22 protein-coding genes are annotated in these 23,647 nt (G+C 54.3%); 8 read left to right on the plus strand and 14 right to left on the minus strand.

Annotated elements, in window-relative coordinates; genetic code table 11:
- Positions 1 to 6: 6 nt before the first annotated feature.
- The 10 genes from atpA to asnC all read right to left on the minus strand — a co-directional run bounded on the left by atpA (position 7) and on the right by asnC (position 8,730).
- On the minus strand, positions 7 to 1,548 hold the full coding sequence (gene atpA / locus SK62_RS21150) for a F0F1 ATP synthase subunit alpha (RefSeq protein ID WP_003862367.1): 1,542 nt from the start codon (positions 1,546 to 1,548) through the stop codon (positions 7 to 9).
- 12 nt (positions 1,549 to 1,560) lie between these two features.
- Positions 1,561 to 2,094 (minus strand): F0F1 ATP synthase subunit delta, encoded by a 534-nt coding sequence (atpH, locus tag SK62_RS21155; RefSeq protein ID WP_015570151.1) that lies wholly within the window; start codon positions 2,092 to 2,094, stop codon positions 1,561 to 1,563.
- 14 nt (positions 2,095 to 2,108) lie between these two features.
- Positions 2,109 to 2,579: a F0F1 ATP synthase subunit B gene (atpF, locus tag SK62_RS21160; RefSeq protein ID WP_003862370.1), complete on the minus strand. Its 471-nt coding sequence runs from the start codon at positions 2,577 to 2,579 to the stop codon at positions 2,109 to 2,111.
- A gap of 48 nt (positions 2,580 to 2,627) precedes the next feature.
- Positions 2,628 to 2,867, minus strand: coding sequence for a F0F1 ATP synthase subunit C (gene atpE, locus SK62_RS21165; RefSeq protein ID WP_000429386.1), 240 nt, complete (start codon positions 2,865 to 2,867; stop codon positions 2,628 to 2,630).
- 49 nt (positions 2,868 to 2,916) lie between these two features.
- Entirely contained in the window at positions 2,917 to 3,732 is an 816-nt protein-coding gene (gene atpB / locus SK62_RS21170; protein WP_048249867.1) for a F0F1 ATP synthase subunit A, read from the minus strand.
- Between the two features lie 8 nt (positions 3,733 to 3,740).
- Positions 3,741 to 4,121 (minus strand): F0F1 ATP synthase subunit I, encoded by a 381-nt coding sequence (gene atpI, locus SK62_RS21175; protein WP_003862375.1) that lies wholly within the window; start codon positions 4,119 to 4,121, stop codon positions 3,741 to 3,743.
- Positions 4,122 to 4,736: 615 nt separating this feature from the next.
- Positions 4,737 to 5,360 carry a 16S rRNA (guanine(527)-N(7))-methyltransferase RsmG gene (gene rsmG, locus SK62_RS21180; protein ID WP_017383708.1) on the minus strand — a complete coding sequence of 208 codons (624 nt, stop codon included), beginning with the start codon at positions 5,358 to 5,360 and terminating at the stop codon, positions 4,737 to 4,739.
- Between the two features lie 107 nt (positions 5,361 to 5,467).
- Complete coding sequence (gene mnmG, locus SK62_RS21185) at positions 5,468 to 7,357, minus strand: tRNA uridine-5-carboxymethylaminomethyl(34) synthesis enzyme MnmG (protein WP_003862379.1); 1,890 nt, start codon at positions 7,355 to 7,357, stop codon at positions 5,468 to 5,470.
- A 374-nt stretch (positions 7,358 to 7,731) separates the two neighbouring features.
- Positions 7,732 to 8,181, minus strand: a complete 450-nt coding sequence (gene mioC, locus SK62_RS21190; protein WP_047718290.1) for an FMN-binding protein MioC — start codon at positions 8,179 to 8,181, stop codon at positions 7,732 to 7,734.
- Positions 8,182 to 8,271: 90 nt separating this feature from the next.
- Positions 8,272 to 8,730, minus strand: a complete 459-nt coding sequence (gene asnC / locus SK62_RS21195) for a transcriptional regulator AsnC (RefSeq protein WP_003862383.1) — start codon at positions 8,728 to 8,730, stop codon at positions 8,272 to 8,274.
- 151 nt (positions 8,731 to 8,881) lie between these two features.
- Here asnC and asnA point away from each other — a divergent pair, with 151 nt between their 5' ends.
- Positions 8,882 to 9,874 (plus strand): aspartate--ammonia ligase, encoded by a 993-nt coding sequence (gene asnA, locus SK62_RS21200; RefSeq protein WP_048249869.1) that lies wholly within the window; start codon positions 8,882 to 8,884, stop codon positions 9,872 to 9,874.
- Here the strand turns inward: asnA and viaA are convergent, their stop codons facing one another.
- Positions 9,875 to 11,326: an ATPase RavA stimulator ViaA gene (viaA, locus tag SK62_RS21205; RefSeq protein ID WP_015570153.1), complete on the minus strand. Its 1,452-nt coding sequence runs from the start codon at positions 11,324 to 11,326 to the stop codon at positions 9,875 to 9,877.
- Positions 11,320 to 12,816, minus strand: coding sequence for an ATPase RavA (ravA, locus tag SK62_RS21210; protein WP_003862389.1), 1,497 nt, complete (start codon positions 12,814 to 12,816; stop codon positions 11,320 to 11,322). Before ravA ends, viaA begins: the two co-directional genes overlap by 7 nt.
- A gap of 222 nt (positions 12,817 to 13,038) precedes the next feature.
- Here ravA and kup point away from each other — a divergent pair, with 222 nt between their 5' ends.
- From kup to rbsR, 7 genes are all read left to right on the plus strand, one after another.
- Positions 13,039 to 14,907 (plus strand): low affinity potassium transporter Kup, encoded by a 1,869-nt coding sequence (kup, locus tag SK62_RS21215; protein WP_006808744.1) that lies wholly within the window; start codon positions 13,039 to 13,041, stop codon positions 14,905 to 14,907.
- Between the two features lie 214 nt (positions 14,908 to 15,121).
- Positions 15,122 to 15,541 carry a D-ribose pyranase gene (gene rbsD, locus SK62_RS21220; RefSeq protein ID WP_003862392.1) on the plus strand — a complete coding sequence of 140 codons (420 nt, stop codon included), beginning with the start codon at positions 15,122 to 15,124 and terminating at the stop codon, positions 15,539 to 15,541.
- Between the two features lie 7 nt (positions 15,542 to 15,548).
- The gene (rbsA, locus tag SK62_RS21225; RefSeq protein WP_017383711.1) at positions 15,549 to 17,054 is read left to right on the plus strand and encodes a ribose ABC transporter ATP-binding protein RbsA; all 1,506 of its coding nucleotides are present in this window, start codon (positions 15,549 to 15,551) and stop codon (positions 17,052 to 17,054) included.
- A 4-nt stretch (positions 17,055 to 17,058) separates the two neighbouring features.
- The gene (gene rbsC, locus SK62_RS21230; protein ID WP_003862395.1) at positions 17,059 to 18,024 is read left to right on the plus strand and encodes a ribose ABC transporter permease; all 966 of its coding nucleotides are present in this window, start codon (positions 17,059 to 17,061) and stop codon (positions 18,022 to 18,024) included.
- A 27-nt stretch (positions 18,025 to 18,051) separates the two neighbouring features.
- On the plus strand, positions 18,052 to 18,942 hold the full coding sequence (gene rbsB / locus SK62_RS21235; RefSeq protein WP_003862397.1) for a ribose ABC transporter substrate-binding protein RbsB: 891 nt from the start codon (positions 18,052 to 18,054) through the stop codon (positions 18,940 to 18,942).
- A 108-nt stretch (positions 18,943 to 19,050) separates the two neighbouring features.
- Positions 19,051 to 19,980 (plus strand): ribokinase, encoded by a 930-nt coding sequence (gene rbsK, locus SK62_RS21240; RefSeq protein ID WP_040118255.1) that lies wholly within the window; start codon positions 19,051 to 19,053, stop codon positions 19,978 to 19,980.
- Positions 19,981 to 19,983: 3 nt separating this feature from the next.
- On the plus strand, positions 19,984 to 20,976 hold the full coding sequence (gene rbsR, locus SK62_RS21245) for a ribose operon transcriptional repressor RbsR (RefSeq protein ID WP_003862402.1): 993 nt from the start codon (positions 19,984 to 19,986) through the stop codon (positions 20,974 to 20,976).
- On the opposite strand, the gene mdtD is transcribed toward rbsR, so the two are convergent.
- Positions 20,942 to 22,375 carry a multidrug transporter subunit MdtD gene (gene mdtD / locus SK62_RS21250; protein WP_015570156.1) on the minus strand — a complete coding sequence of 478 codons (1,434 nt, stop codon included), beginning with the start codon at positions 22,373 to 22,375 and terminating at the stop codon, positions 20,942 to 20,944. The genes rbsR and mdtD overlap by 35 nt on opposite strands.
- Entirely contained in the window at positions 22,372 to 23,079 is a 708-nt protein-coding gene (locus SK62_RS21255) for a FadR/GntR family transcriptional regulator (RefSeq protein WP_047718288.1), read from the minus strand. Before SK62_RS21255 ends, mdtD begins: the two co-directional genes overlap by 4 nt.
- Positions 23,080 to 23,647 lie beyond the last annotated feature (568 nt).

A 23,647-nucleotide genomic window follows, 5' to 3' on the forward strand; every position in this document is an offset into this window, starting at 1 on the left:
GGACGATTACCAGGATTGGGTTGCTTTGAAGGAATCGAGGATAGCTTTCAGCTTGCCTTCGATTTCGTCGTTATAGCCACCGGTCTGGTTGATCTCTTGCATCAGCGGAGCGTGATCACGGTCGACGTAAGCCAGCAGAGCGGCTTCGAAGCTACCGATTTTCGCCAGTTCCACATCTTCGAGGTAACCGCGTTCAGCCGCGAACAGTACCAGGCCCTGCTGAGCAACAGACATTGGCGCGTACTGTTTCTGCTTCAGCAGCTCGGTCACTTTCTGACCGTGGCTCAGCTGTTTACGGGTTGCTTCGTCCAGATCGGATGCGAACTGAGAGAACGCAGCCAGTTCACGATACTGTGCCAGCGCGGTACGGATACCACCGGACAGTTTCTTGATGATCTTGGTCTGAGCAGCACCACCCACACGGGATACGGAGATACCCGGGTTAACCGCCGGACGAATACCGGAGTTAAACAGGTTGGTTTCCAGGAAGATCTGACCATCGGTAATGGAGATTACGTTGGTCGGAACGAACGCAGAAACGTCACCCGCCTGGGTTTCAATGATCGGCAGAGCGGTCAGAGAACCTGTTTTACCCTTCACTTCACCTTTGGTGAAGTTCTCGACGTATTCCGCGTTAACGCGGGAAGCACGCTCCAGCAGACGAGAGTGGAGGTAGAATACGTCGCCCGGGAATGCTTCACGTCCTGGTGGACGACGGAGCAGCAGGGAAACCTGACGATAAGCAACGGCCTGTTTAGACAGGTCATCGTATACGATCAGCGCATCTTCACCGCGGTCACGGAAGTATTCGCCCATTGCGCAACCGGCGTATGGCGCCAGGTATTGCAGTGCAGCAGATTCAGACGCGGTTGCTACCACAACGATGGTGTTAGACAGTGCGCCGTGCTCTTCCAGTTTACGAACCACGTTGGAAATGGTGGACGCTTTCTGGCCGATAGCCACGTACACACATTTGATGCCGGAATCACGCTGGTTGATGATGGCGTCGATTGCCATCGCGGTTTTACCGGTCTGACGGTCACCGATGATCAGTTCACGCTGACCACGACCGATTGGGATCATGGCGTCAACGGACTTATAACCCGTCTGCACTGGCTGATCAACGGACTGACGGTCGATAACGCCTGGTGCGATAACTTCGATTGGGGAGAAGCCATCGTGCTCAACCGGACCTTTACCGTCGATTGGCGCACCCAGGGTGTTAACAACGCGACCCAGCAGGCCACGGCCAACCGGTACTTCCAGAATACGGCCAGTACACTTAACTTTCATGCCTTCGGCAAGGTCAGCGTATGGACCCATCACAACGGCACCTACGGAGTCGCGCTCCAGGTTCAGTGCGATAGCGTAACGGTTACCCGGCAGGGAAATCATCTCACCCTGCATACAATCGGCCAGGCCGTGGATGCGGATAACACCGTCACTTACAGAAACAATAGTACCTTCGTTGTGAGCTTCACTCACAACATTGAACTGAGCAATGCGCTGCTTGATCAGTTCGCTGATTTCGGTGGAATTCAGTTGCATGCTCCAGTCCCCTTAAGACTGCAAGACGTCTGCAAGGCGCTCAAGACGGCCGCGTACGCTGCCATCAATGACCATATCACCCGAGCGGATGATTACGCCTGCCATTACAGACTTATCGATTTTGCAATTCAGCTTAACTTTGCGTGACAGACGTTTTTCCATCGCGGCGGTGATTTTCGCAAGCTGTTCGTTACTCAGTTCAGTCGCAGAAGTTACTTCAACTTCAGCGGTAGCTTCACTAAGGGCACGTAAGTGCTCAAACTGCTCGAGAACATCTGGGAGCACACGGAGACGACCATTTTCCGCCATCACCTTAATCAGGTTCTGGCCGTTGGCATCCAGTTGCTCTCCGCACACGGCGATAAACGACGCGGCGAGGGTTTCAGGCGCTAACGCACCAGAAAGCAACTCGGCCATTTGTTCGTTTTTCGTCACCTCAGCGGCAAACGCCAGCATATTCTGCCAGCGATCGACATTTTGGTGTTCGACAGCAAAGTCAAAAGCTGCTTTGGCGTAGGGGCGAGCTACCGTAACAAATTCAGACATCAGCCCCTCCCTCCTTACAGTTCAGCGACAAGTTTGTCCACGATGTCGCTGTTAGCAGCTTCATCCACGGAACGTTCGATGATCTTCTCGGCGCCAGCAACAGCCAGAATCGCAACCTGCTTACGCAGTTCTTCACGAGCACGTTTACGCTCAGCTTCAATTTCAGCCTGAGCCTGTGTCACGATCTTAGTACGTTCCTGTTCTGCTTCAGCTTTGGCTTCGTCCAGGATCTGAGAACGGCGTTTGTTAGCCTGTTCAATGATTACCTGAGCTTCAGCTTTCGCTTTTTTCAGCTGGTCTGTCGCGTTGGCCTGTGCAAGGTCCAAATCTTTCTTAGCGCGTTCTGCGGAAGCCAGACCGTCAGCAATTTCTTTCTGACGTTTTTCGATGGCAGCCATTAAAGGCGGCCATACATACTTCATGCAGAACCAGACAAAGAGAATAAACGCGATGGCCTGGCCGAGGATTGTTGCGTTCATGTTCACAGCACAATACCTCTTAAATTTCTGTGGCTTGGGGTTTTAAAACAACTACTACGCGACAGCAAACATCACGTACAGACCCAGACCTACAGCGATCATTGGGATTGCATCCACCAGACCCATAACGATAAAGAACTGAGTACGCAGCAGAGGAATCAGATCAGGTTGACGCGCTGCGCCTTCCAGGAATTTGCCCCCGAGGATGCCGATACCGATCGCAGCACCGATAGCCGCCAGACCCATCATCACAGCGGCAGCCATGTACAGCAGATCCATATTCAGGTTTTCCATGACAGTCTCCAGTTTGTTTCAATTAAAACGTAGTAGTGTTGGTAAAAAATCAGTGCTCTTCAGACGCCATCGACAGATAGACGATCGTCAGAACCATGAAGATAAAGGCTTGCAGCGTAATGATCAGGATGTGGAAAATGGCCCATGGCACATTCAGAATCCACTGTGACCACCACGGCAGAAGACCCGCGATCAGAATGAAAATCAGCTCACCCGCATACATGTTGCCGAACAGTCGCAGACCCAGTGAAACAGGTTTGGACAGCAGGCTAACGCCTTCCAGGATCAGGTTGACCGGAATAAACGCCCAGTGGTTGAACGGCTGCAAGGTAAGCTCTTTCACAAAGCCGCTTACGCCTTTCATTTTGATGCTGTAGAACAGAATGAGGATAAATACGCCCAGCGCCATAGACAGGGTGATGTTCACGTCGGCAGACGGAACCACGCGCAGTGCAGGCAGGCCGAGTACGTGCTCACCGATCCAAGGTAAGAAATCGATAGGCAGGAGGTCCATCAGGTTCATCAGGAAGACCCAAACGAACACGGTCAGGGCCAGCGGAGCAATCAGCTTGCTCTTACCATGGTACATGTCTTTCACGCTGCCATGGACGAAGCCGATGATCATCTCGATGAACGTCTGGAATTTCCCTGGAACACCGCTGGTCGCCTTTTTAGCAACGCTGCGGAACATGGCCAGGAACAGAAGACCCAAAACCACCGAGAAGAACATGGAGTCGATGTTGATCGTCCAGAAGGTGGCCGGGGGGTTATGTGGATCCACCAGCGAGAATGTACGCAGGTCCAGCTGAAGGTTATTCAGATGGTGACTTATGTAATCCTGCGGCGTCATATTTTCTGAAGCCATGATGCCTTTTACCCTTTGTTATTGATTACAGCTGGAGCCAGAACTTGTACCACCAGCACCAAAACCCACGTTGCTATCAGCGGCATGAATACCACTTTCAAAACCGCCAGCGCCATCACCAGTAGAGCAAAGGTCAGCAACACCTTACACACTTCGCCGAGAGCGAAGGACCAGGCCACGCGGCCTTTGGCGGGTGTATGCGCCTGATGACGCCAGGCAAAAATCATAAACAACACGTTTGGCAGAACCACCGCCAAACCTCCGCACGCGGCGGAGATGCCCCAGAAGGGGTCTTTGAGGCTAAACAGCAGTCCACTTGCTATCACAGCCAGAAACTGAATGAACAGAAGCTTACGAGCAACGTTTCTACTCAAGAGCGACACAGACATCACGTTTTTACTCCTGCTCCCTTCGAGGTATGCCGCGTGTCGTATAAAACGTCCTTTAAGGCTCAGAGTCAAGCATCAAAAAGCGGTCAAATTATACGGTGCGTACCCGTGATTTCAAACATTAAGTAGCGAAAAGGTGAATAAATGTTTAAATATTTTTCCCCAGTCCTATTTTTCAACTTTTGACCTAAGTGCCGACCTTCAGGCAAAACTGCAAACAGCGCGGAAACGTTGGTGATAAAGCGTGCACGAGATCACAAAATACACATTTGCGATAAAGTGGTATTTATCAAAGACGTAAAACGATTTATTTCATCTGTATGAAATTAAAGCAAAAAAATCGCAACTATTTTTAAAACAGAGCCGTATACAACAAAAACCTTTTATTGACATTCTTAATAAATATTTAACATTCCATTCTTGTTGCCTTTACCCACTTTTAGCAGGCTGATATTTTCATGGTTGATTATCCTCAGAGTGAACAACTCACTTCAGGTTAACCATAAGAAAACCCATGGTAACAACAAGGTTAAATTAACAACGGCCAAAACAGACGGGATGTGCTGCTTTTTAACACGATCAGAACAGCACAAATTCCACATTTTTTATTAATTTTTAAAAAGTGTTTGGCTTAATTATCACCAGATGACGCTCACCTTCGAGCTGAGGGATCTGAAGTTTCTCAATGGATTCGACAGCAAAACCGTCCGGAAGCAGCTCGATTTCGTCCCCCGGAAGTTGCCCTTTCAGCGCATAAAAACGCCCCTTCTCCGCCGGCAGGTGTTTGCACCAGCTCACCATGTCATTGAGTGACGCAAATGCGCGGCTGATAACGCCGTCAAACGGTGGCTCAGCCGGGAACTCCTCTACCCTGCTCTGCACGGGCGTGATGTTTTCCAGCTTCAGCTCATGCTGGACCTGGCGTAAAAAGCGTACGCGCTTACCCAGGCTGTCCAGCAGCGTGAATTGACTCTCCGGTCGAACAATAGACAACGGAACGCCCGGCAAGCCCGGGCCGGTGCCCACGTCGATAAAACGTTCCCCGTTCAGATATGGCGCCACGACGATGCTATCGAGAATATGGCGAATCAGCATCTCGTTGGGATCGCGTACGGAGGTGAGGTTGTACGCTTTATTCCATTTGTTCAGCATATCGACATAGGCCACCAGCTGATTTTTCTGGTGATCGGTGAGCGAAATACCTGCCTGTTCCAGCAGACGAGAGAGTTTATTGAGCACGGTGGATACCTGTTGAGAAACTTAAGTGGCGGGTGGCGCTTCGCTAACCCGCCCTACGGGTTCAGTAGGCCCGGTAAGCGCAGCGCCACCGGGCAATTTTCAGAGCATTACGCGCTGCGGCGCAGCATACCCTGCTTTTTCAGCCACACCAGCAGAATCGAAATCGCGGCAGGTGTGACGCCGGAGATACGTGAGGCCTGGCCAATCGACACAGGTTTGTGATCGTTCAGCTTAGCGATCACTTCGTTGGAAAGGCCCGTCACCTGACGATAGTCCAGCATTTCCGGCAGCAGCGTGTTTTCGTTGCGCTGCTGTTTTTCGATCTCATCCTGCTGACGCGCGATGTAGCCTTCGTATTTCACCTGGATCTCGACCTGTTCAGCCGCTTCCGCGTCTTCAAGGCCCGGCGCGAACGCGGTCAGTTTGACCAGATTCTCGTAAGTGACTTCAGGACGACGCAGCAGATCTTCCCCGCTGGCTTCGCGCGACAGCGGTGCTGTTAAGTGAGCGTTTACTTCGGCAGCGGTTTCCGCCTGCGGATTCACCCAGGTGGTTTTCAGGCGCTGACGTTCCTGTTCGATACGCTCCAGCTTCTCGTTGAAGCGCGCCCAGCGTTCGTCATCCACCAGACCCAATTCACGGCCCACCTCAGTCAGACGCAGATCGGCATTGTCTTCGCGCAGCATCAGGCGATATTCCGCACGAGAAGTAAACATGCGGTACGGTTCTTTGGTCCCCAGCGTGCAGAGATCGTCGACCAGAACGCCCAGGTAAGCCTGAGAACGCGCCGGTGCCCAGCCCTCTTTCTCGGCAGAGAAGCGAGCGGCGTTCAGACCGGCCAGCAACCCTTGTGCGGCAGCTTCTTCGTACCCGGTGGTACCGTTAATCTGGCCTGCGAAGAACAGACCCTGGATGAATTTGCTTTCCAGCGTCGGCTTCAGGTCGCGCGGATCGAAGAAATCGTACTCAATAGCGTAGCCAGGACGAACGATCTTCGCGTTTTCCATGCCCTGCATTGAACGCACAATCTGCATCTGCACGTCGAACGGCAGGCTGGTGGAGATGCCGTTTGGATAAATTTCGTTAGAGGTCAGCCCTTCAGGTTCGAGGAAGATCTGGTGCTGGTTACGATCGGCAAATCGCATCACCTTGTCTTCGATCGACGGGCAATAACGTGGGCCGATCCCTTCGATCACACCGGCGTACATTGGGCTGCGATCGAGGTTATTGCGGATCACGTCATGGGTTTTTTCATTGGTGTGCGTGATGTAGCACGGCACCTGCTGCGGATGTTGCGCCGCATTGCCCATGAACGAGAACACCGGCATCGGGTTATCGCCGTGCTGCTGTGCGAGCACGCTGAAATCAATGGTGCGCGCATCAATACGCGGCGGCGTACCGGTTTTCAGGCGGCTTACGCGCAGCGGCAGTTCACGCAGACGACGAGATAACGGAATCGACGGCGGATCGCCAGCACGGCCACCGCTGTAGTTGTCCAGACCAATATGGATTTTACCGTCCAGGAATGTCCCGACCGTCAGCACAACCGCTTTTGCGCGGAACTTAAGACCCATCTGGGTCACGGCGCCAACAACACGATCGTTCTCGACGATAAGATCTTCTACCGCCTGCTGGAAGATCATCAGGTTCGGTTGGTTTTCCAGCGCGGTGCGCACAGCCTGACGGTAAAGCACGCGGTCTGCCTGTGCACGGGTGGCGCGAACAGCCGGACCTTTACTCGCGTTTAGTATCCTAAACTGGATGCCTGCATGATCGATCGCTTTCGCCATCAGGCCGCCAAGTGCATCCACTTCTTTTACCAGGTGTCCTTTCCCAATGCCGCCAATCGCCGGATTACAGGACATTTGTCCCAGCGTGTCGATATTGTGTGTCAAAAGCAGGGTCTGCTGACCCATTCGCGCTGCGGCCATTGCGGCCTCAGTGCCTGCGTGACCCCCGCCAATGATGATGACGTCAAAAGGATCCTGATAAAACATGGTGGTCTGCCTCGCGTAAAGCGGTATGAAAATGGATTGAAGCCCGGGCCGTGGATTCTACTCAACTTTAGTCTTTCGAGAAAGCATTGGGATCCTGGGCTATTAAAAAGAAGATCTTTTTATTTAGAGATCTGTTCTATTGTGATCTCTTATTAGGATCGCAGACCTCTGTGGATAAGTCCGATCCCATAAATAAGATCATGCAGTTAGGAAGGATCGTTTGCTGTGAATGATCGGTGATCCTGGACCGTATAAGCTGGGATCAGATCGCCACTTTATACACAGGTCAAAAACTAAACCAACGTTGTTCTTTGGATAACTACGGCTTAATACGAGCTTTTAACCAGAGTTATCCACATCTGATCGCACGATCTTTAATCGTTTTTGAGTAAATTTTTCCATTCCGCGAGCCAGATCTCGGCTGGATCTTCGGGAATATCATGATCGAGGATGTTGATCTTTAGCGTTTCACCCAGCTGTTTTGCTCCGCAGGCGGTCACCGCAGCTTCTACTTTCTCTATGGCGCCACAGAAAGTGTCATATTCACGGCTGCCGATCCCCACAGCGCCAAACCGGACGTTTGACAGATCGGGCTGTTGTTCCAGCAGTTCGTCATATAAAGGTTGCAGGTTATCCGGCAGATCGCCCGCGCCGTGCGTGGAGGTGATCAGCAGCCAGACCCCGTCAGTCAGGAGATCTTCCAGCAGCGGTCCGTGCAGTGTTTGTGTAGAAAAGCCCGCGTCTTCCAGCTTCTCAGCCAGATGTTCCGCTACATATTCCGCACCGCCCAGGGTGCTGCCGCTGATAAGAGTAATGTCCGCCATTGATCGCTCGCTCAGATAAAGAGGCGGCCATTGTACGCTGTGAACGAGCTGGGATCTACCTGTGGAAAATGTGGGAATGAAATTGCCCGATCACGGGCGGATAGTACGCATGATCGGGTTTTGCAGGGAGATCAGGGTTTCAGTGGACTGAATTTCATCGATTGTTTGGATCTTGTTGATAAGTACCTGCTGGAGGGCGTCAATGGATCGGCACATCACCTTTATAAAGATACTGTAGTGCCCGGTGGTGTAGTACGCCTCGGTGACTTCATCCAGCGCGTTCAGTTTCTCCAGCGCGGAGGGGTAATCTTTGGCGCTTTTCAGAATAATGCCAATGAAGCAGCAGACGTCGTAGCCAAGTTGCTTCGGGCTGACATCAATGCGTGCGCCGGTGATGATCCCGGCCTGCTTCATTTTCTCGACGCGAACGTGAATGGTCCCCGGGCTGACGCCAAATTGTTTCGCCAGTTCGGCATACGCGGTGCGTGCGTTGGCCATTAGCGCTTCCAGAATGCCGCGGTCCAGATTGTCGATCTGATAATTTTCCATAGGTTTTTCTTATGAAGATTAATGATTCCCTCTATTCTAGCGTCTTATTTTAACGAATCAAAAGTGAAGGCGGCTTTTTGTTGATGGGTTATTGAATTAAGCGCCTGTTCTGTTGCTTAATCAGTATCAACAGGACGCAGGAGTATAAATAATGAAAACCGCTTACATCGCAAAACAACGCCAGATCAGTTTCGTAAAATCCCATTTTTCCCGCCAGCTGGAAGAGAAGCTTGGCCTTATTGAAGTTCAGGCGCCGATTCTGAGCCGCGTGGGTGACGGGACGCAGGATAACTTGTCTGGTTGCGAAAAAGCGGTACAGGTAAAAGTGAAAACACTGCCAGACGCCCAGTTCGAAGTGGTTCATTCCCTGGCGAAGTGGAAGCGTCAAACCCTGGGACAACACGACTTCAGCGCGGGCGAAGGGCTTTACACGCACATGAAAGCCCTTCGCCCCGATGAAGACCGCCTTTCCCCGATTCACTCTGTCTACGTTGACCAGTGGGACTGGGAGCGCGTAATGGGAGATGGCGAGCGTCACGTCGGTACGCTGAAATCCACTGTTGAGGCGATCTACGCCGGGATCAAAGCAACCGAAGCGGCCGTGAGCAAAGAGTTTTGTCTGGCACCGTTCCTGCCGGAAACGATCCACTTTGTTCACAGTCAGGAATTGCTGAGCCGTTTCCCGGATCTGGATGCCAAAGGCCGTGAACGCGCGATCGCCAAAGAGCTGGGCGCGGTATTCCTTATCGGCATTGGCGGGAAATTGTCTGATGGTAAACGTCACGACGTCCGTGCGCCGGATTACGATGACTGGAGCACCGTGGGCGAAAGCGAATATGCCGGTCTGAACGGCGATATTCTGGTCTGGAACCCGGTTCTGGAAGATGCGTTTGAACTCTCTTCGATGGGGATCCGCGTGGATGCTGAAGCACTGAAGCGTCAGCTGGTCGTGACCGGTGATGAAGATCGTCTGCAACTGGAGTGGCACCAGGCACTGCTGCGCGGTGAAATGCCGCAGACCATCGGCGGTGGTATTGGCCAGTCTCGTCTGACCATGCTGCTGCTGCAACTCTCTCACATTGGTCAGGTACAGTGTGGGGTCTGGCCGCAGCAGGTACGTGAGAGCGTCGGTTCTCTTCTTTAATTAACGTCGCCAGCGTCTGAGCAGGCGGCTACGCAACCCGGTATCAAAGCGCCAGATGTGATCGAAGATGCGCATGATGCCGGGTTTTCCATGTGCAGACATCGCCACGGCATGGAAACGGTGCTGGTGCACGCGCTGCATCTCCTTCACTTTATTCACGACGTCGTCCGGCAGCCGCTGGGCGATAAAATCGGAAATCACCACCGCATCCGCGTCGTACCAGTCTCCGCCCTGCATGCGCTCAATGATGCTGCGAAAACAGCTGGCCAGATCGGTGCCGCCGCGAAAGCGCTGGCTTAAAAAGCGGATCGCCTGCTCCAGCCCCTGTGGGCTGGTCAGTTCATACCCAACAACTTCGCTGGAAAAGAGCATGATGTAGCAGCGACGACGATCGGCGAGCGCCACGCGCATCAGGGCCAGGCAGAACGCTTTTGCACACTGTTCATTAAAGCCCCCCATCGATCCGGACGTATCGACGCAAACAATAAATGGGCCGCGCGGTTGCTCATCAAAATCCTGGTGCACCACCGGACGCTGGCTGATCTTCTCGCGCCAGGCTTCGCCATGCAGTCGATAGGTAATGAGCTGTTTTTCCACCAGCCGACGATAAAACTCATACTCCAGTTCGGTCATGCCCAGCGTGCTGAGTTCCGTAGGCAGCAGGCGCAGGATGTCATCGCTTTGCTGTAGCCCGTCCACCTGCTCCGGTACGGTGGAGGGTTCACGTACCAGCGTACGAAAGGTCTCCATCGGCGCATCTTTCTTTGGGACCGACCGGGCCTCCCGGGAACGGCCGAGCTGTTCTGCGAGCTTCATCAGCTCCGGCTGTTGTGCCAGAAAGTCGCCGTACTTCACGATCAGCTGATAATCGCCCCGCTTTAACTGGCCGGCACTCATATCCCAGAGTCGACCGGCGGCGTTTTCATTCTCCACCAGCACCTGTTCTAACTGGCCGCTCAGGGTCATTCGCTCCTGGACTTCACTGAGCAACTGTTCGCGCTCTTCGTCCAGCAACTGCTGATTAAGGGCCGTGGCCTGGACCACAAGGCTCAGACGCCAGCGCTGTAAAAACAGCGTATGCAGGGCGGGAGTAAAGCTGGGGTTGTCCGTGACCAGCGCTCTGGCCTGGCTGGCAAACGGGGAGTGAACGTTATCAAGCAGCGTCAGGGTTTGCTGTAGCTGGGCAATAAACTGCGGTGTTGAAAGCCGCTGGCACTGCTGGTAACCAGCCACTTCCTCTGTCAGTTCCGGCGGGACTTCCGTCTCCTTAAACCGCTGTCGCAGGTTATCGCGCCAGCGGGGCAGATCGTCCGTCATTGCTTTTCGGAGCTTCGGGAATTTTTCAAAGAAGGCCGCCAGCTGCGGTGAAGCGAGCAGGGTAATGACGACCTCTTCGATCAACCCTTCCTCGCTAACCGCCAGCATGACGTTAAGCGTGTCCAGCGTTAGCATTGACGCGCCTGTTTGATCTGCGCGCTGACATCCTGCAAGCTGGCTTCAATGCGACCTAACCAGTCGCTATGGATAAAGAGGCATTTCTGCTGTTCGCTGAAGCGCGTGTGCTGCTGATGCCATTCGTTATCCAGCGCGTCGAGCTGCTGTTTGATCTCCTCCGGAACAGTATCGGAGGCCGTGCCCGGCAGCGCCAGGCGCGATCCCTGAAGGCTGACGTCGCGGATCACAAGGTGCTGGCTGCTGTCGACTTCCATCGACAGCGGCTGTGCAAAGCCGATACCGTTGAGTTTACCGCGGATCTCACCGCCTTTATCCAGCCACTGAACCAGCGCAACGCGTTCGATCGTCACGTGCACAACCTGCATATCATGAAGCTTCAGCGGTTGCTGAAGAAGAAGCGTGAGCGAGGCGTCAGTCAGCCCGGCGGGCAGTTCATAGTGCGGTTTACGGGCAAACATCCCGCCAAGACGGTTCACCTTCAGCGCGGTTTTGTCACTTTGCTGCTGCTGGAGCTGAAGGCGACGTTGGGCAATCGCGCCCAGTTGATTAAGCATCGACTGTTGACCCCACGCGTGTCCGGTCATCAAAACGTCCAGCTGCTGTTGCATCAGATTCATCCCTTCTGCGTCGTGCCACAGGCAGTCTTTCAGCAGGATCAGATCGATTGGGGCGACAGCATCGCGGCCGCTAAACAGCGCGCTTGCCTGGAGCAGGCGAATGGCTTTTTTCCAGCGACGATCGGAGACGTACGGCGCGGAAGGCAGCAAATCAAGCTGCTGGCGCAGCATAAAGATCAGCTCAAAAACGGGATCGGGCAGTTTTATCTTGCCGATCTCCTCCTGCCACTGGTGGTATTCCTCGTCCGTGACCTGCAATGACGCTGCCACCGGGTTTTCGTTTTCATCCTGCTGGCTTACCAGCATGGAACGGAAGTTTGATTTATCCTGGACTTTATCCAGCCATAGGCGGATCAGCATACGGTCATACAGCGCTTCCAGGCTGCTGTCGGCTTCGGGCAGTTCGTTTGACGCGGCCACAAGCAGGCGCATGGGGATCTTCTCTTCGCTGGCGCCGTTGCGGAAGCGGCGTTCGTTAATTGCCGTCAGCAGGGTATTCAGTATGGCCGGGCCGGCTTTCCAGATCTCATCAAGAAAGACGATTTCCGCTTCCGGAAGATAGCCCGCCGTCAGACGTTCATAGCGTCCCTCATCTTTTAACGCCTGAATGGAGAGTGGGCCGAAAACTTCTTCCGGCGTGGAGAAGCGAGTCATCAAATACTCGAATGCGCGCGCGTTCTGGAAAGCGAATTTGAGGCGGCGTGCGATCAGACTTTTGGCAATGCCCGGCGGGCCCAGCAGAAATACGCTTTCCCCACTCAGCGCCGCCAGTAAACAGAGGCGAATGGCGTGGCTACGCTCGTAAAGGCCTTTCTCCAGCGCACTGCTGAGGCGGGAAATTCTTTCTGCTAATAAATGTGAGTGAGCCATAATAGTTTTGCATCCTTTCGCCGTCGTGGCGGCTAATTGAAGCGAGTATAGACGTTTCGGTCTGGCCTGGTAATAGGCTGAAGTGCGGCGCTATTTTCTTTGCGCTACATTAATGCGGCTGCATTTAGGGGTACGATTTTGCATTGAATCGTGCATACTGTGCGCTTTTTGTGGGCCAAGGGACTAAGCACACATTTGTTATTCAAACGAAAAGACTAGTCTATGAGCACTGATAATAAGCAATCATTACCCGCTGTAACGCTTGCGGCGATCGGGGTTGTCTACGGTGATATCGGCACCAGCCCGCTTTATACGCTTCGTGAATGTCTGTCCGGTCAGTTTGGTTTTGGTGTAGAGCGTGACGCCGTATTTGGTTTCCTCTCGCTCATCTTCTGGCTGCTGATCCTGGTGGTCTCCCTTAAGTATCTCTCTTTCGTAATGCGGGCTGATAACGCGGGCGAGGGCGGTATTCTGACCCTGATGTCCCTTGCCGGGCGCAATACGTCTGCAAGAATGACCTCCGTGCTGGTCATCATCGGCCTGATTGGCGGCAGCTTCTTCTATGGAGAAGTCGTGATTACGCCGGCGATTTCTGTAATGTCGGCCATAGAGGGGCTGGAGATTGTCGCGCCACAGCTTGATACGTGGGTGGTGCCACTCGCTATTATCGTGCTGACGTTGCTGTTTGCCATACAAAAACACGGTACCGGGCTGGTGGGTAAGCTGTTCGCGCCTATTATGCTGGCCTGGTTCCTGATCCTGGCGGCGCTGGGCTTACGCAGTATTATCGCCAACCCGGATGTCCTGCACGCGCTGAACCCAATGTGGGCGGTGCATTTCTTCCTTGAATATAAAGTGGTGTCGTTTGTGGCGCTGGGCGCGGTGGTGCTGTCCATTACCGGTGTTGAAGCGCTGTATGCGGATATGGGCCACTTCGGGAAACTCCCTATTCGCGTCGCCTGGTTTAGCGTGGTCTTGCCTTCACTGGTGCTGAATTACTTCGGTCAGGGCGCTCTGCTGCTTGCACACCCTGAAGCGATTAAAAACCCGTTCTTCCTGCTGGCGCCGGACTGGGCGCTGGTTCCGATGCTGATCCTGGCGACGCTGGCGACGGTCATTGCCTCTCAGGCTGTCATTTCCGGCGTATTCTCCCTGACGCGTCAGGCCGTGCGTCTGGGATATCTCTCCCCAATGCGCATTATCCATACCTCGGAGATGGAGTCTGGCCAGATCTACATTCCCTTCGTCAACTGGCTGCTCTATTTCGCGGTGGTGATTGTTATCGTCAGCTTTGAGCACTCCAGTAATCTGGCGGCGGCGTACGGTATCGCGGTAACCGGAACGATGGTGTTGACCTCTATTCTCTCCACTACCGTGGCGTACCGTAACTGGCACTGGAATAAGTTCCTCGTGGGGCTGATCCTGGTTGGCTTCCTCTGCATCGACGTGCCGCTGTTCTCTGCGAACCTCGACAAGATTGTCTCTGGTGGCTGGCTGCCGCTGACGCTGGGTCTGGTGATGTTTATTGTGATGACGACGTGGAAGAGCGAACGTTTCCGCCTGCTGCGTCGTATGCACGAGCACGGTAACTCTCTGGAGGCGATGATCGCCTCGCTGGAGAAATCCCCACCGGTGCGCGTGCCGGGCACAGCGGTGTATATGTCTCGCGCGCTGAACGTGATCCCGTTTGCGCTGATGCATAACCTCAAGCACAACAAAGTGCTGCACGAACGCGTGATCCTGCTGACGCTGCGTACCGAAGATGCGCCGTACGTTCACAACGTGCGTCGCGTACAGATTGAACAGCTGTCCCCAACCTTCTGGCGCGTGGTGGCAAGCTACGGCTGGCGCGAAACGCCGAACGTGGAAGAGGTGTTCCACCGCTGCGGTCTGGAAGGCCTGAGTTGCCGCATGATGGAGACGTCGTTCTTTATGTCCCACGAGTCGCTGATCATCGGCAAGCGCCCATGGTATCTGCGCCTGCGCGGCAAGCTGTATCTCATTCTGCAACGTAACGCCCTGCGTGCGCCTGACCAGTTTGAGATCCCGCCTAACCGCGTGATTGAGCTGGGGACGCAGGTCGAGATTTAACCCTTCTGAATATGCCGGGTGGCGCTGCGCTTACCCGGCCTACCAGACCCGTAGGCCCGCGCAAGCGTAGCGCCGCCGGGCAATTTTCCTCTATTGCATTTCACTTAGCGAAACGTTTCGACGTTGATCACAAATCCGTTACGTCATGATGGTTTTCTGAACACTTCTGCGGCTACACTGTTTTTAGCGAAACGTTTCGCTAGTGGAGCAAAAAATGAAGAAAGGCACAGTACTCAACTCAGAAATCTCATCGGTGATTTCCCGTCTTGGGCATACCGATACGCTGGTGGTTTGCGATGCAGGCTTACCGGTTCCGCGCAGCACAACCCGTATCGATATGGCGTTAACGCAGGGCGTACCCTCGTTCATGCAGGTACTGGAAGTGGTCACCGCGGAGATGCAGGTTGAGGCGGCCATTCTCGCGGCGGAAATCAAACAACATAATCCGCAACTCCACGAAACGTTGCTCAGCCACATTGAGCAACTGCAACAGCACCAGGGAAACACCATAGAAATTCGTTACACAACGCACGAGCAGTTCAAACAACAAACCGCAGACAGTCAGGCGGTGATTCGCAGCGGGGAGTGCTCCCCGTATGCGAATATCATTCTCTGTGCTGGCGTCACCTTCTGAGGCCATCATGGACGTATTACTGCAACTCAAAGGGATCGATAAGTCGTTCCCGGGCGTAAAAGCCCTCTCCGGTGCGGCGCTGAACGTCTATTCCGGGCGCGTCATGGCGCTGGTGGGCGAAAACGGCGCCGGCAAATCCACCATGATGAAAGTGCTGACCGGTATCTACCAACGCGATGCCGGTTCGCTGCTGTGGCTGGGTAAAGAGACCACCTTTAACGGCCCGAAATCCTCTCAGGAAGCGGGCATCGGCATCATCCACCAGGAGTTGAACCTGATCCCGCAGCTCACCATTGCGGAGAACATCTTCCTCGGCCGTGAGTTCGTGAACCGGTTTGGCAAAATCGACTGGAAAACCATGTATGCCGAAGCTGACAAACTGCTGGCGAAGCTGAATCTGCGCTTTAAGAGCGACCGACTGGTGGGCGACCTTTCCATCGGCGATCAGCAGATGGTGGAAATCGCGAAGGTGCTGAGCTTCGAGTCGAAGGTCATCATTATGGATGAACCGACCGACGCCCTGACCGATACCGAAACCGAATCCCTGTTCCGCGTGATCCGTGAGCTGAAATCCCAGGGCCGCGGCATTGTCTATATCTCACACCGCATGAAAGAGATCTTCGAGATCTGCGACGACGTCACCGTCTTTCGCGACGGGCAGTTTATTGCCGAGCGCGAAGTGGCAACCCTGACCGAAGATACCCTGATTGAAATGATGGTGGGACGTAAGCTTGAAGATCAGTATCCGCATCTGGAGAAAGCGCCGGGAGAAATCCGCCTGAAGGTGGATAACCTCTGCGGGCCGGGCGTGAATGACGTCTCCTTTACTCTGCGCAAGGGCGAGATCCTTGGCGTCGCGGGCCTGATGGGCGCGGGGCGCACCGAACTGATGAAAGTGCTCTATGGCGCACTGCCGCGCACCAGCGGCTACGTTACCCTTGACGGCCATGAGGTGGTCACCCGCTCGCCGCAGGATGGCCTGGCGAACGGCATTGTCTATATTTCCGAAGACCGTAAGCGCGACGGCTTAGTGCTGGGCATGTCGGTGAAAGAGAACATGTCCCTGACGGCGCTAGGCTATTTCAGCCGCAGCGGCGGCAGCCTGAAACACAAAGATGAGCAGCAGGCGGTCAGCGATTTTATCCGTCTCTTTAACGTTAAAACCCCATCGATGGAGCAGGCGATTGGCCTGTTGTCCGGCGGGAATCAGCAGAAAGTGGCGATTGCCCGCGGGCTGATGACGCGCCCAAAAGTGTTGATCCTGGATGAACCTACCCGCGGCGTGGACGTGGGCGCGAAGAAAGAGATATATCAGCTGATTAACCAGTTCAAGGCCGACGGTCTGAGCATCATTCTGGTCTCTTCCGAGATGCCAGAGGTATTAGGCATGAGCGATCGCATTATCGTCATGCATGAAGGGCATCTCGGCGGTGAATTCACTCGCGAGCAGGCCACCCAGGAAGTTCTGATGGCTGCCGCTGTGGGCAAGCTTAATCGCGTGAATCAGGAGTAAGAAGATGACTACCCAGGCTGTTTCTGGTCGCCGCTATTTCACAAAGGCATGGCTGATGGAACAAAAATCGCTGATTGCCCTGCTGGTGCTGATCGCGATTGTCTCGACCATGAGCCCCAACTTTTTTACCGTCAATAACCTGTTCAACATTCTTCAGCAGACCTCCGTCAACGCCATTATGGCGGTGGGGATGACGCTGGTGATTTTGACCTCGGGTATCGATCTGTCCGTCGGTTCCCTGCTGGCCCTCACCGGCGCGATCGCCGCGTCGATTGTTGGTATTGAGGTCAACGCGCTGGTGGCCGTTGCCGCTGCCCTGGCGGCAGGTGCGGCAATTGGCGCCGTAACCGGCGTGATTGTGGCGAAAGGTCGCGTTCAGGCATTCATCGCCACGCTGGTGATGATGCTGCTGCTGCGCGGTGTGACCATGGTGTACACCAACGGTAGCCCGATTAATACCGGTTTTACCGATAACGCCGATCTGTTTGGCTGGTTCGGTATCGGTCGCCCGCTGGGTGTCCCGACCCCGGTCTGGATCATGGCTATCGTCTTCCTGGCGGCATGGTACATGCTGCACCATACCCGTCTGGGTCGTTATATCTATGCGCTGGGCGGTAACGAAGCGGCAACGCGCCTGTCCGGTATCAGCGTTAATAAAGTCAAAATTATCGTTTACTCCCTGTGCGGCCTGCTGGCGTCTCTGGCGGGCATCATCGAAGTGGCGCGCCTCTCCTCCGCGCAGCCAACGGCGGGTACGGGCTATGAGCTGGATGCCATCGCGGCAGTGGTTCTGGGCGGTACGAGCCTTGCGGGTGGTAAAGGTCGTATTGTTGGGACATTGATCGGCGCACTGATCCTCGGTTTCCTGAATAATGGTTTGAATTTGTTAGGTGTTTCCTCCTATTACCAGATGATCGTTAAGGCAGTGGTGATTTTGCTGGCGGTACTGGTAGACAACAAAAAACAGTAACTGACGACACTACAGGACATCTTAGATATGAACATGAAAAAACTGGCTACCCTGGTTTCTGCTGTCGCGCTGAGCGCAACCGTAAGTGCTAACGCCATGGCGAAGGACACCATCGCGCTGGTTGTCTCTACCCTGAACAACCCGTTCTTCGTCTCTCTGAAGGATGGCGCGCAGAAAGAAGCAGATAAACTGGGCTACAACCTGGTGGTGCTGGATTCTCAGAACAACCCGGCGAAAGAGCTGGCTAACGTTCAGGACTTAACCGTTCGTGGTACCAAAATCCTGCTGATCAACCCAACCGATTCCGACGCGGTCGGTAACGCCGTGAAGATGGCAAACCAGGCGAAGATCCCGGTCATCACCCTTGACCGTCAGGCAACGAAAGGGGATGTGGTCAGCCACATTGCGTCTGATAACGTACTGGGCGGTAAAATCGCCGGTGACTACATCGCGAAGAAAGCAGGTGAAGGCGCGAAAGTGATCGAGTTGCAGGGTATCGCCGGGACTTCCGCAGCCCGTGAACGTGGTGAAGGCTTCCAGCAGGCTGTAGCGGCGCACAAATTCAACGTGCTGGCGAGCCAGCCGGCAGACTTCGACCGTACAAAGGGCCTGAACGTCATGCAGAACCTGCTGACCGCGCATCCTGATGTGCAGGCGGTATTCGCACAGAACGACGAAATGGCGCTGGGCGCGCTGCGTGCGCTCCAGACTGCGGGTAAATCAGATGTGATGGTTGTCGGATTTGACGGCACGCCGGATGGTGAAAAAGCAGTAAATGATGGCAAACTGGCTGCGACCATCGCTCAGCTGCCTGAGCAGATTGGCGCGACTGGCGTGCAAACTGCCGATAAAGTGCTGAAGGGCGAAAAAGTTCAGGCCAAATATCCTGTTGACCTGAAACTGGTCATTAAGCAGTAAAGGCGATTCAGGCAGTCGCTGGCTGCCTGAGGGACACCAAATAAAAGAAAAGTGTGGCATACGCCACCGGGTAATACCGGTGGCGCTCTCAGATGGACACCTCAATACATGAAAACCGCAGGCAACCTCGTCGTCCTTGGCAGTATCAATGCCGATCACATTCTTAACCTTGAAACGTTCCCCGCTCCGGGCGAAACCGTCACTGGCAATCAGTATCAGGTGGCGTTCGGCGGTAAGGGCGCAAACCAGGCTGTTGCCGCCGGACGCAGCGGGGCGAATATCGCGTTTATCGCCTGTACGGGTGATGACGATACCGGCGAGCGCGTACGCAAACAGCTGGCAAGCGACAACATCGACATTGCACCCGTCAGCGTGGTTGCAGGGGAATCTACCGGCGTGGCGCTGATTTTCGTCAATGCGGAAGGTGAGAATGTCATCGGTATTCATGCGGGGGCTAATGCCGCGTTAACGACTGAACGCGTCGAAGCGCAGCGTGGAATCATCGCCGGAGCGGAAGCCCTGCTGATGCAGCTGGAGTCACCGGTTGAAAGCGTGCTGGCCGCCGCGAAAATTGCGCATGAAAATCATACGTCTGTCGTACTTAACCCTGCGCCTGCCCGTGTATTATCAGACGAGCTGCTGGCGCTGGTGGATATCATCACCCCGAACGAAACCGAAGCGGAAAAGCTGACGGGTATCCGTGTCGAAAATGATGACGATGCCGCGCGTGCCGCGCTTGCACTGCATGAAAAAGGCATCGGCACCGTAATCATCACCCTCGGCAGCCGTGGGGTGTGGGCTAGCGTCAATGGCGAAGGCCGTCGCGTACCGGGCTTTAAGGTCAAAGCCATTGATACCATCGCCGCAGGAGACACCTTCAACGGTGCACTGGTAACGGCGCTGCTGGAAGGAAAAGCAATGGATGACGCGATCCGCTTCGCGCATGCCGCCGCTGCTATTGCGGTGACGCGTAAAGGCGCTCAGCCTTCTGTTCCATGGCGTAAAGAGATTGATGAATTCTTAAGTCAGCAGGGGTAACGCTTGGCCACAATGAAAGATGTCGCCCGTATGGCGGGCGTTTCTACCTCGACTGTCTCCCACGTAATCAATAACGATCGCTTCGTCAGCGAGGCGATTCGGGAGAAAGTTGACGCTGCAATTAAAGAACTCAACTATGCGCCGTCTGCGCTGGCCCGCAGCCTGAAGCTCAACCAGACGCGCACCATCGGCATGCTGATCACGGCCAGTACCAACCCTTTTTATTCTGAACTGGTGCGCGGCGTGGAGCGCAGCTGCTTCGAGCGCGGCTACAGCCTGGTGCTGTGCAATACCGAAGGCGATGAGCAGCGCATGAACCGTAACCTGGAAACGCTGATGCAAAAACGCGTCGACGGGCTGCTGCTGCTCTGTACCGAAACGCATCAACCTTCGAAAGAGATCATCCAGCGTTACCCTTCTATTCCCACGGTGATGATGGACTGGGCGCCGTTCGACGGCACCAGCGATCTGATCCAGGATAACTCGCTGCTGGGCGGCGATATGGCGACTCAGCATCTGATCGATAAAGGTCATACCCGCATTGCCTGTATTACCGGCCCGCTGGATAAAACCCCGGCGCGCCTGCGTCTGGAAGGCTATCTTTCGGCCATGGAACGGGCGGGGCTTGCCATTCCTGATGGCTATCGCATCACCGGCGATTTCGAATTTAACGGTGGATTTGAAGCAATGCAGAAACTGCTGGCGCAAGAGCCGCGTCCGCAGGCGGTGTTTATCGGTAACGATGCGATGGCATTCGGAGCTTATCAGGCGCTGTATCAGGCGGGATTACGTGTTCCGGACGACATGGCGATCGTCGGTTACGATGATATCGAACTGGCGCGCTACATGACGCCCCCACTGACCACCATCCATCAGCCGAAGGATGAACTGGGCGAGCTGGCCATCGATGTGTTGATCCACCGCATGGCCCAGCCCACGCTGCAACAGCAACGTTTGCAGCTTACTCCTGTTCTGATGGAACGCGGTTCGGTTTAGCCTTCTCTTTGTGACGCTCTTTAATCAGGTTCCGGCCGTCTTTTGGTTTTAACAACATAAAGACCACCGCCGATACCACGGTAAGCGCGCCCATAGTGATAAAGGTATAGTGGAACTGCTCAACGGTATTAGTTCCCTCGAACCCTTCATAAAACCGCAGTACCGCCGCGCTCACGGCAACCCCGAGGCTGATCGACAGCTGTTGAGTGACCGCCAGTACGCTGTTGCCGCTGCTGGCATTCTCGTCGGTGAGGTCCGCAAGGGTGATGGTGTTCATCGACGTAAACTGCGTCGACATGGCCATACCCAGCACAAACAGCGGCAGGATCAGCATCCAGATTGGTAACGCCGCAGATTGCAGGGAGAACTGCGCAATCATCAATCCGATAAAGATCGTCACGCCAACCAGCGTCTTACGATAGCCAAACCAGCGCAGCACCTGCGTGACCGTCGATTTTGCCAGAATTGAGCCCATCGCCGTGGGTGCCATCATGCAGCCAGCAATCAGGGCCGGATAGCCGAAACCGACCTGGAGCATCAGCGGCATCAGGAACGGTACGCAGCCCGTGCCCAGACGCGAGGCAATATTGCCCGCGATCCCGACGGAGAACGTTCGGGTGTTAAACAGAGATAAAGAGATAAGCGGTGTCGGATGGCGACGCGCATGACGTATATATAGAAGGAACAGCAGAATACCGCTGAGGATGACGGCCAGCGCCAGCCACGTCGCTACGATTTTCTCGCCAAACAGCTCCATCCCGCTGGAGAACAGGACCAGGCTCAGGCCAAACAGGAAGAAACCACCCATATCGAAGCTGCGTCTTGGCGTGGTGAAGTTCGGCATATATTTGCGGGCATAAATCAGCCCTGCCACACCAATCGGAATATTAATCAGGAAGATCCAGTGCCAGCTAGCCCAGGTCACCAGTACGCCGCCGAGAACCGGGCCAAGTATCGGGCCGACCAGCCCCGGCATAGTCACAAAGTTGAGCACCGGGAGCAGTTCGCTGCGCGGATAGGCGCGTAATAACGCCAGACGCGCGACGGGCATCATCATCGCGCCGCCTATCCCCTGTAGAACGCGGAAGATAACCAGTTCCGTCAGAGAGGTGGAGAGGGCGCAAGCCAGAGAACCGAGCGTGAACAGCGTCACCGCCAGCATGAACACTTTGCGTGTGCCGAAACGATCGGCCAGCCAGCCGCTGACCGGAATAAGCATCGCCACCGTCAGGGTGTAGCTGATGATGGCGGATTGCATCGCCAGCGGGGAGCGGTTAAGGCTTTGGGCTATGGCGGGAAGGGCGGTATTGAGGATAGTGGCATCCAGTGCCTGCATAAAGAACGCCATGGCTGCAATCCACGGCAGTCCGGCCATACTGCGTGCTTTTTTCTCTGTCATTTATTTACCTGCTGGTGGGTTGGCGCGGCCAGCAACGCCTGGCACGCACTCAGGGCTCGCTGCCCGTCGCTCTCCTGAATGGCATCGACTATCGCCTGATGCAGATCCAGCTTCACCACCTCATCCTGCGTGATAGAGGTAAAGTAAGTGTGGTACACAGAATGGAATAAAGAAGCAAAGGAGGTCAGGAAAGGATTTCCGCTCATATTATAGATATGTTCATGCCAGGCCATATCGACCGCTATCCAGCGCTCGCGGTTAAAGTGCTTTTTCAGATCCACCATCTCTTCCATCAAAGTATTGAGCTGCGCTTTTTGCTCTGCTGTGCCGAGCGTGGCGGCAAGCAGGCAGGCCTGAGGCTCAAGACTGCTGCGCATGACCAGAAAGTGATCGACGACCTGATTAAAGTTATCTTCGGTCATCCACCAGGTGAGTAACTCCTGATCGAGAAAGTTCCAGTTTCCCTGAGGCATAACGCGGGTGCCAATGCGCGGGCGTGGAAGCACCATCCCTTTTGCCGTTAAAGTTTTTACCGCTTCGCGAACGGCGGTACGGCTAACGCCAAACTGCTCTCCCAGCTCCATCTCGCTGGGCAGGATGCTACCTGGAGCATATTTACCCGCTAAGATCAGCTGCGCCAGTTTCTCTGCCAGCACATAGGACAGGTTTTTTTGAGCTGCCAGCTGTTGTGCGCTTAATGGCATCGCTTTTATTCCTTAAATATTGATGCGGTTAATTATGCCATCTCAGGTGTGATTGTGGTTGCAGATACATCAAATAGAACAATTTGTAGCTGGATCTCATCGCTTTTGGTGAAAAAAAACACGGTCAGAAACTTTTTTTAAATTTCCTCTTGTCACTTCAGAAGAACTCCCTATAATGCGCCTCCACTGACACGGAACAACGGCACGCAAGCCGCCGGGTCAGCAGAGAAAAGCAAAACAAACGCTTGACTCTGAAGCGGGAAAGCGTAATATGCACACCCCGCGCCGCAGCGAAAACGAAGCGGCACTGCTCTTTAACAATTTATCAGACAATCTGTGTGGGCACTCAAAGTGACATGGATTCTTAATGTCTTCGGACACTAAATGAATACCAAGTCTCAACGAGTGAACACGTAATTCATTACGAAGTTTAATTCATTGAGCATCAAACTTTTAAATTGAAGAGTTTGATCATGGCTCAGATTGAACGCTGGCGGCAGGCCTAACACATGCAAGTCGAACGGTAACAGGAAGCAGCTTGCTGCTTCGCTGACGAGTGGCGGACGGG

It is taken from the genome of Enterobacter sp. BIDMC109, assembly GCF_001037885.1.
GTDB lineage: Bacteria > Pseudomonadota > Gammaproteobacteria > Enterobacterales > Enterobacteriaceae > Enterobacter > Enterobacter hormaechei_C.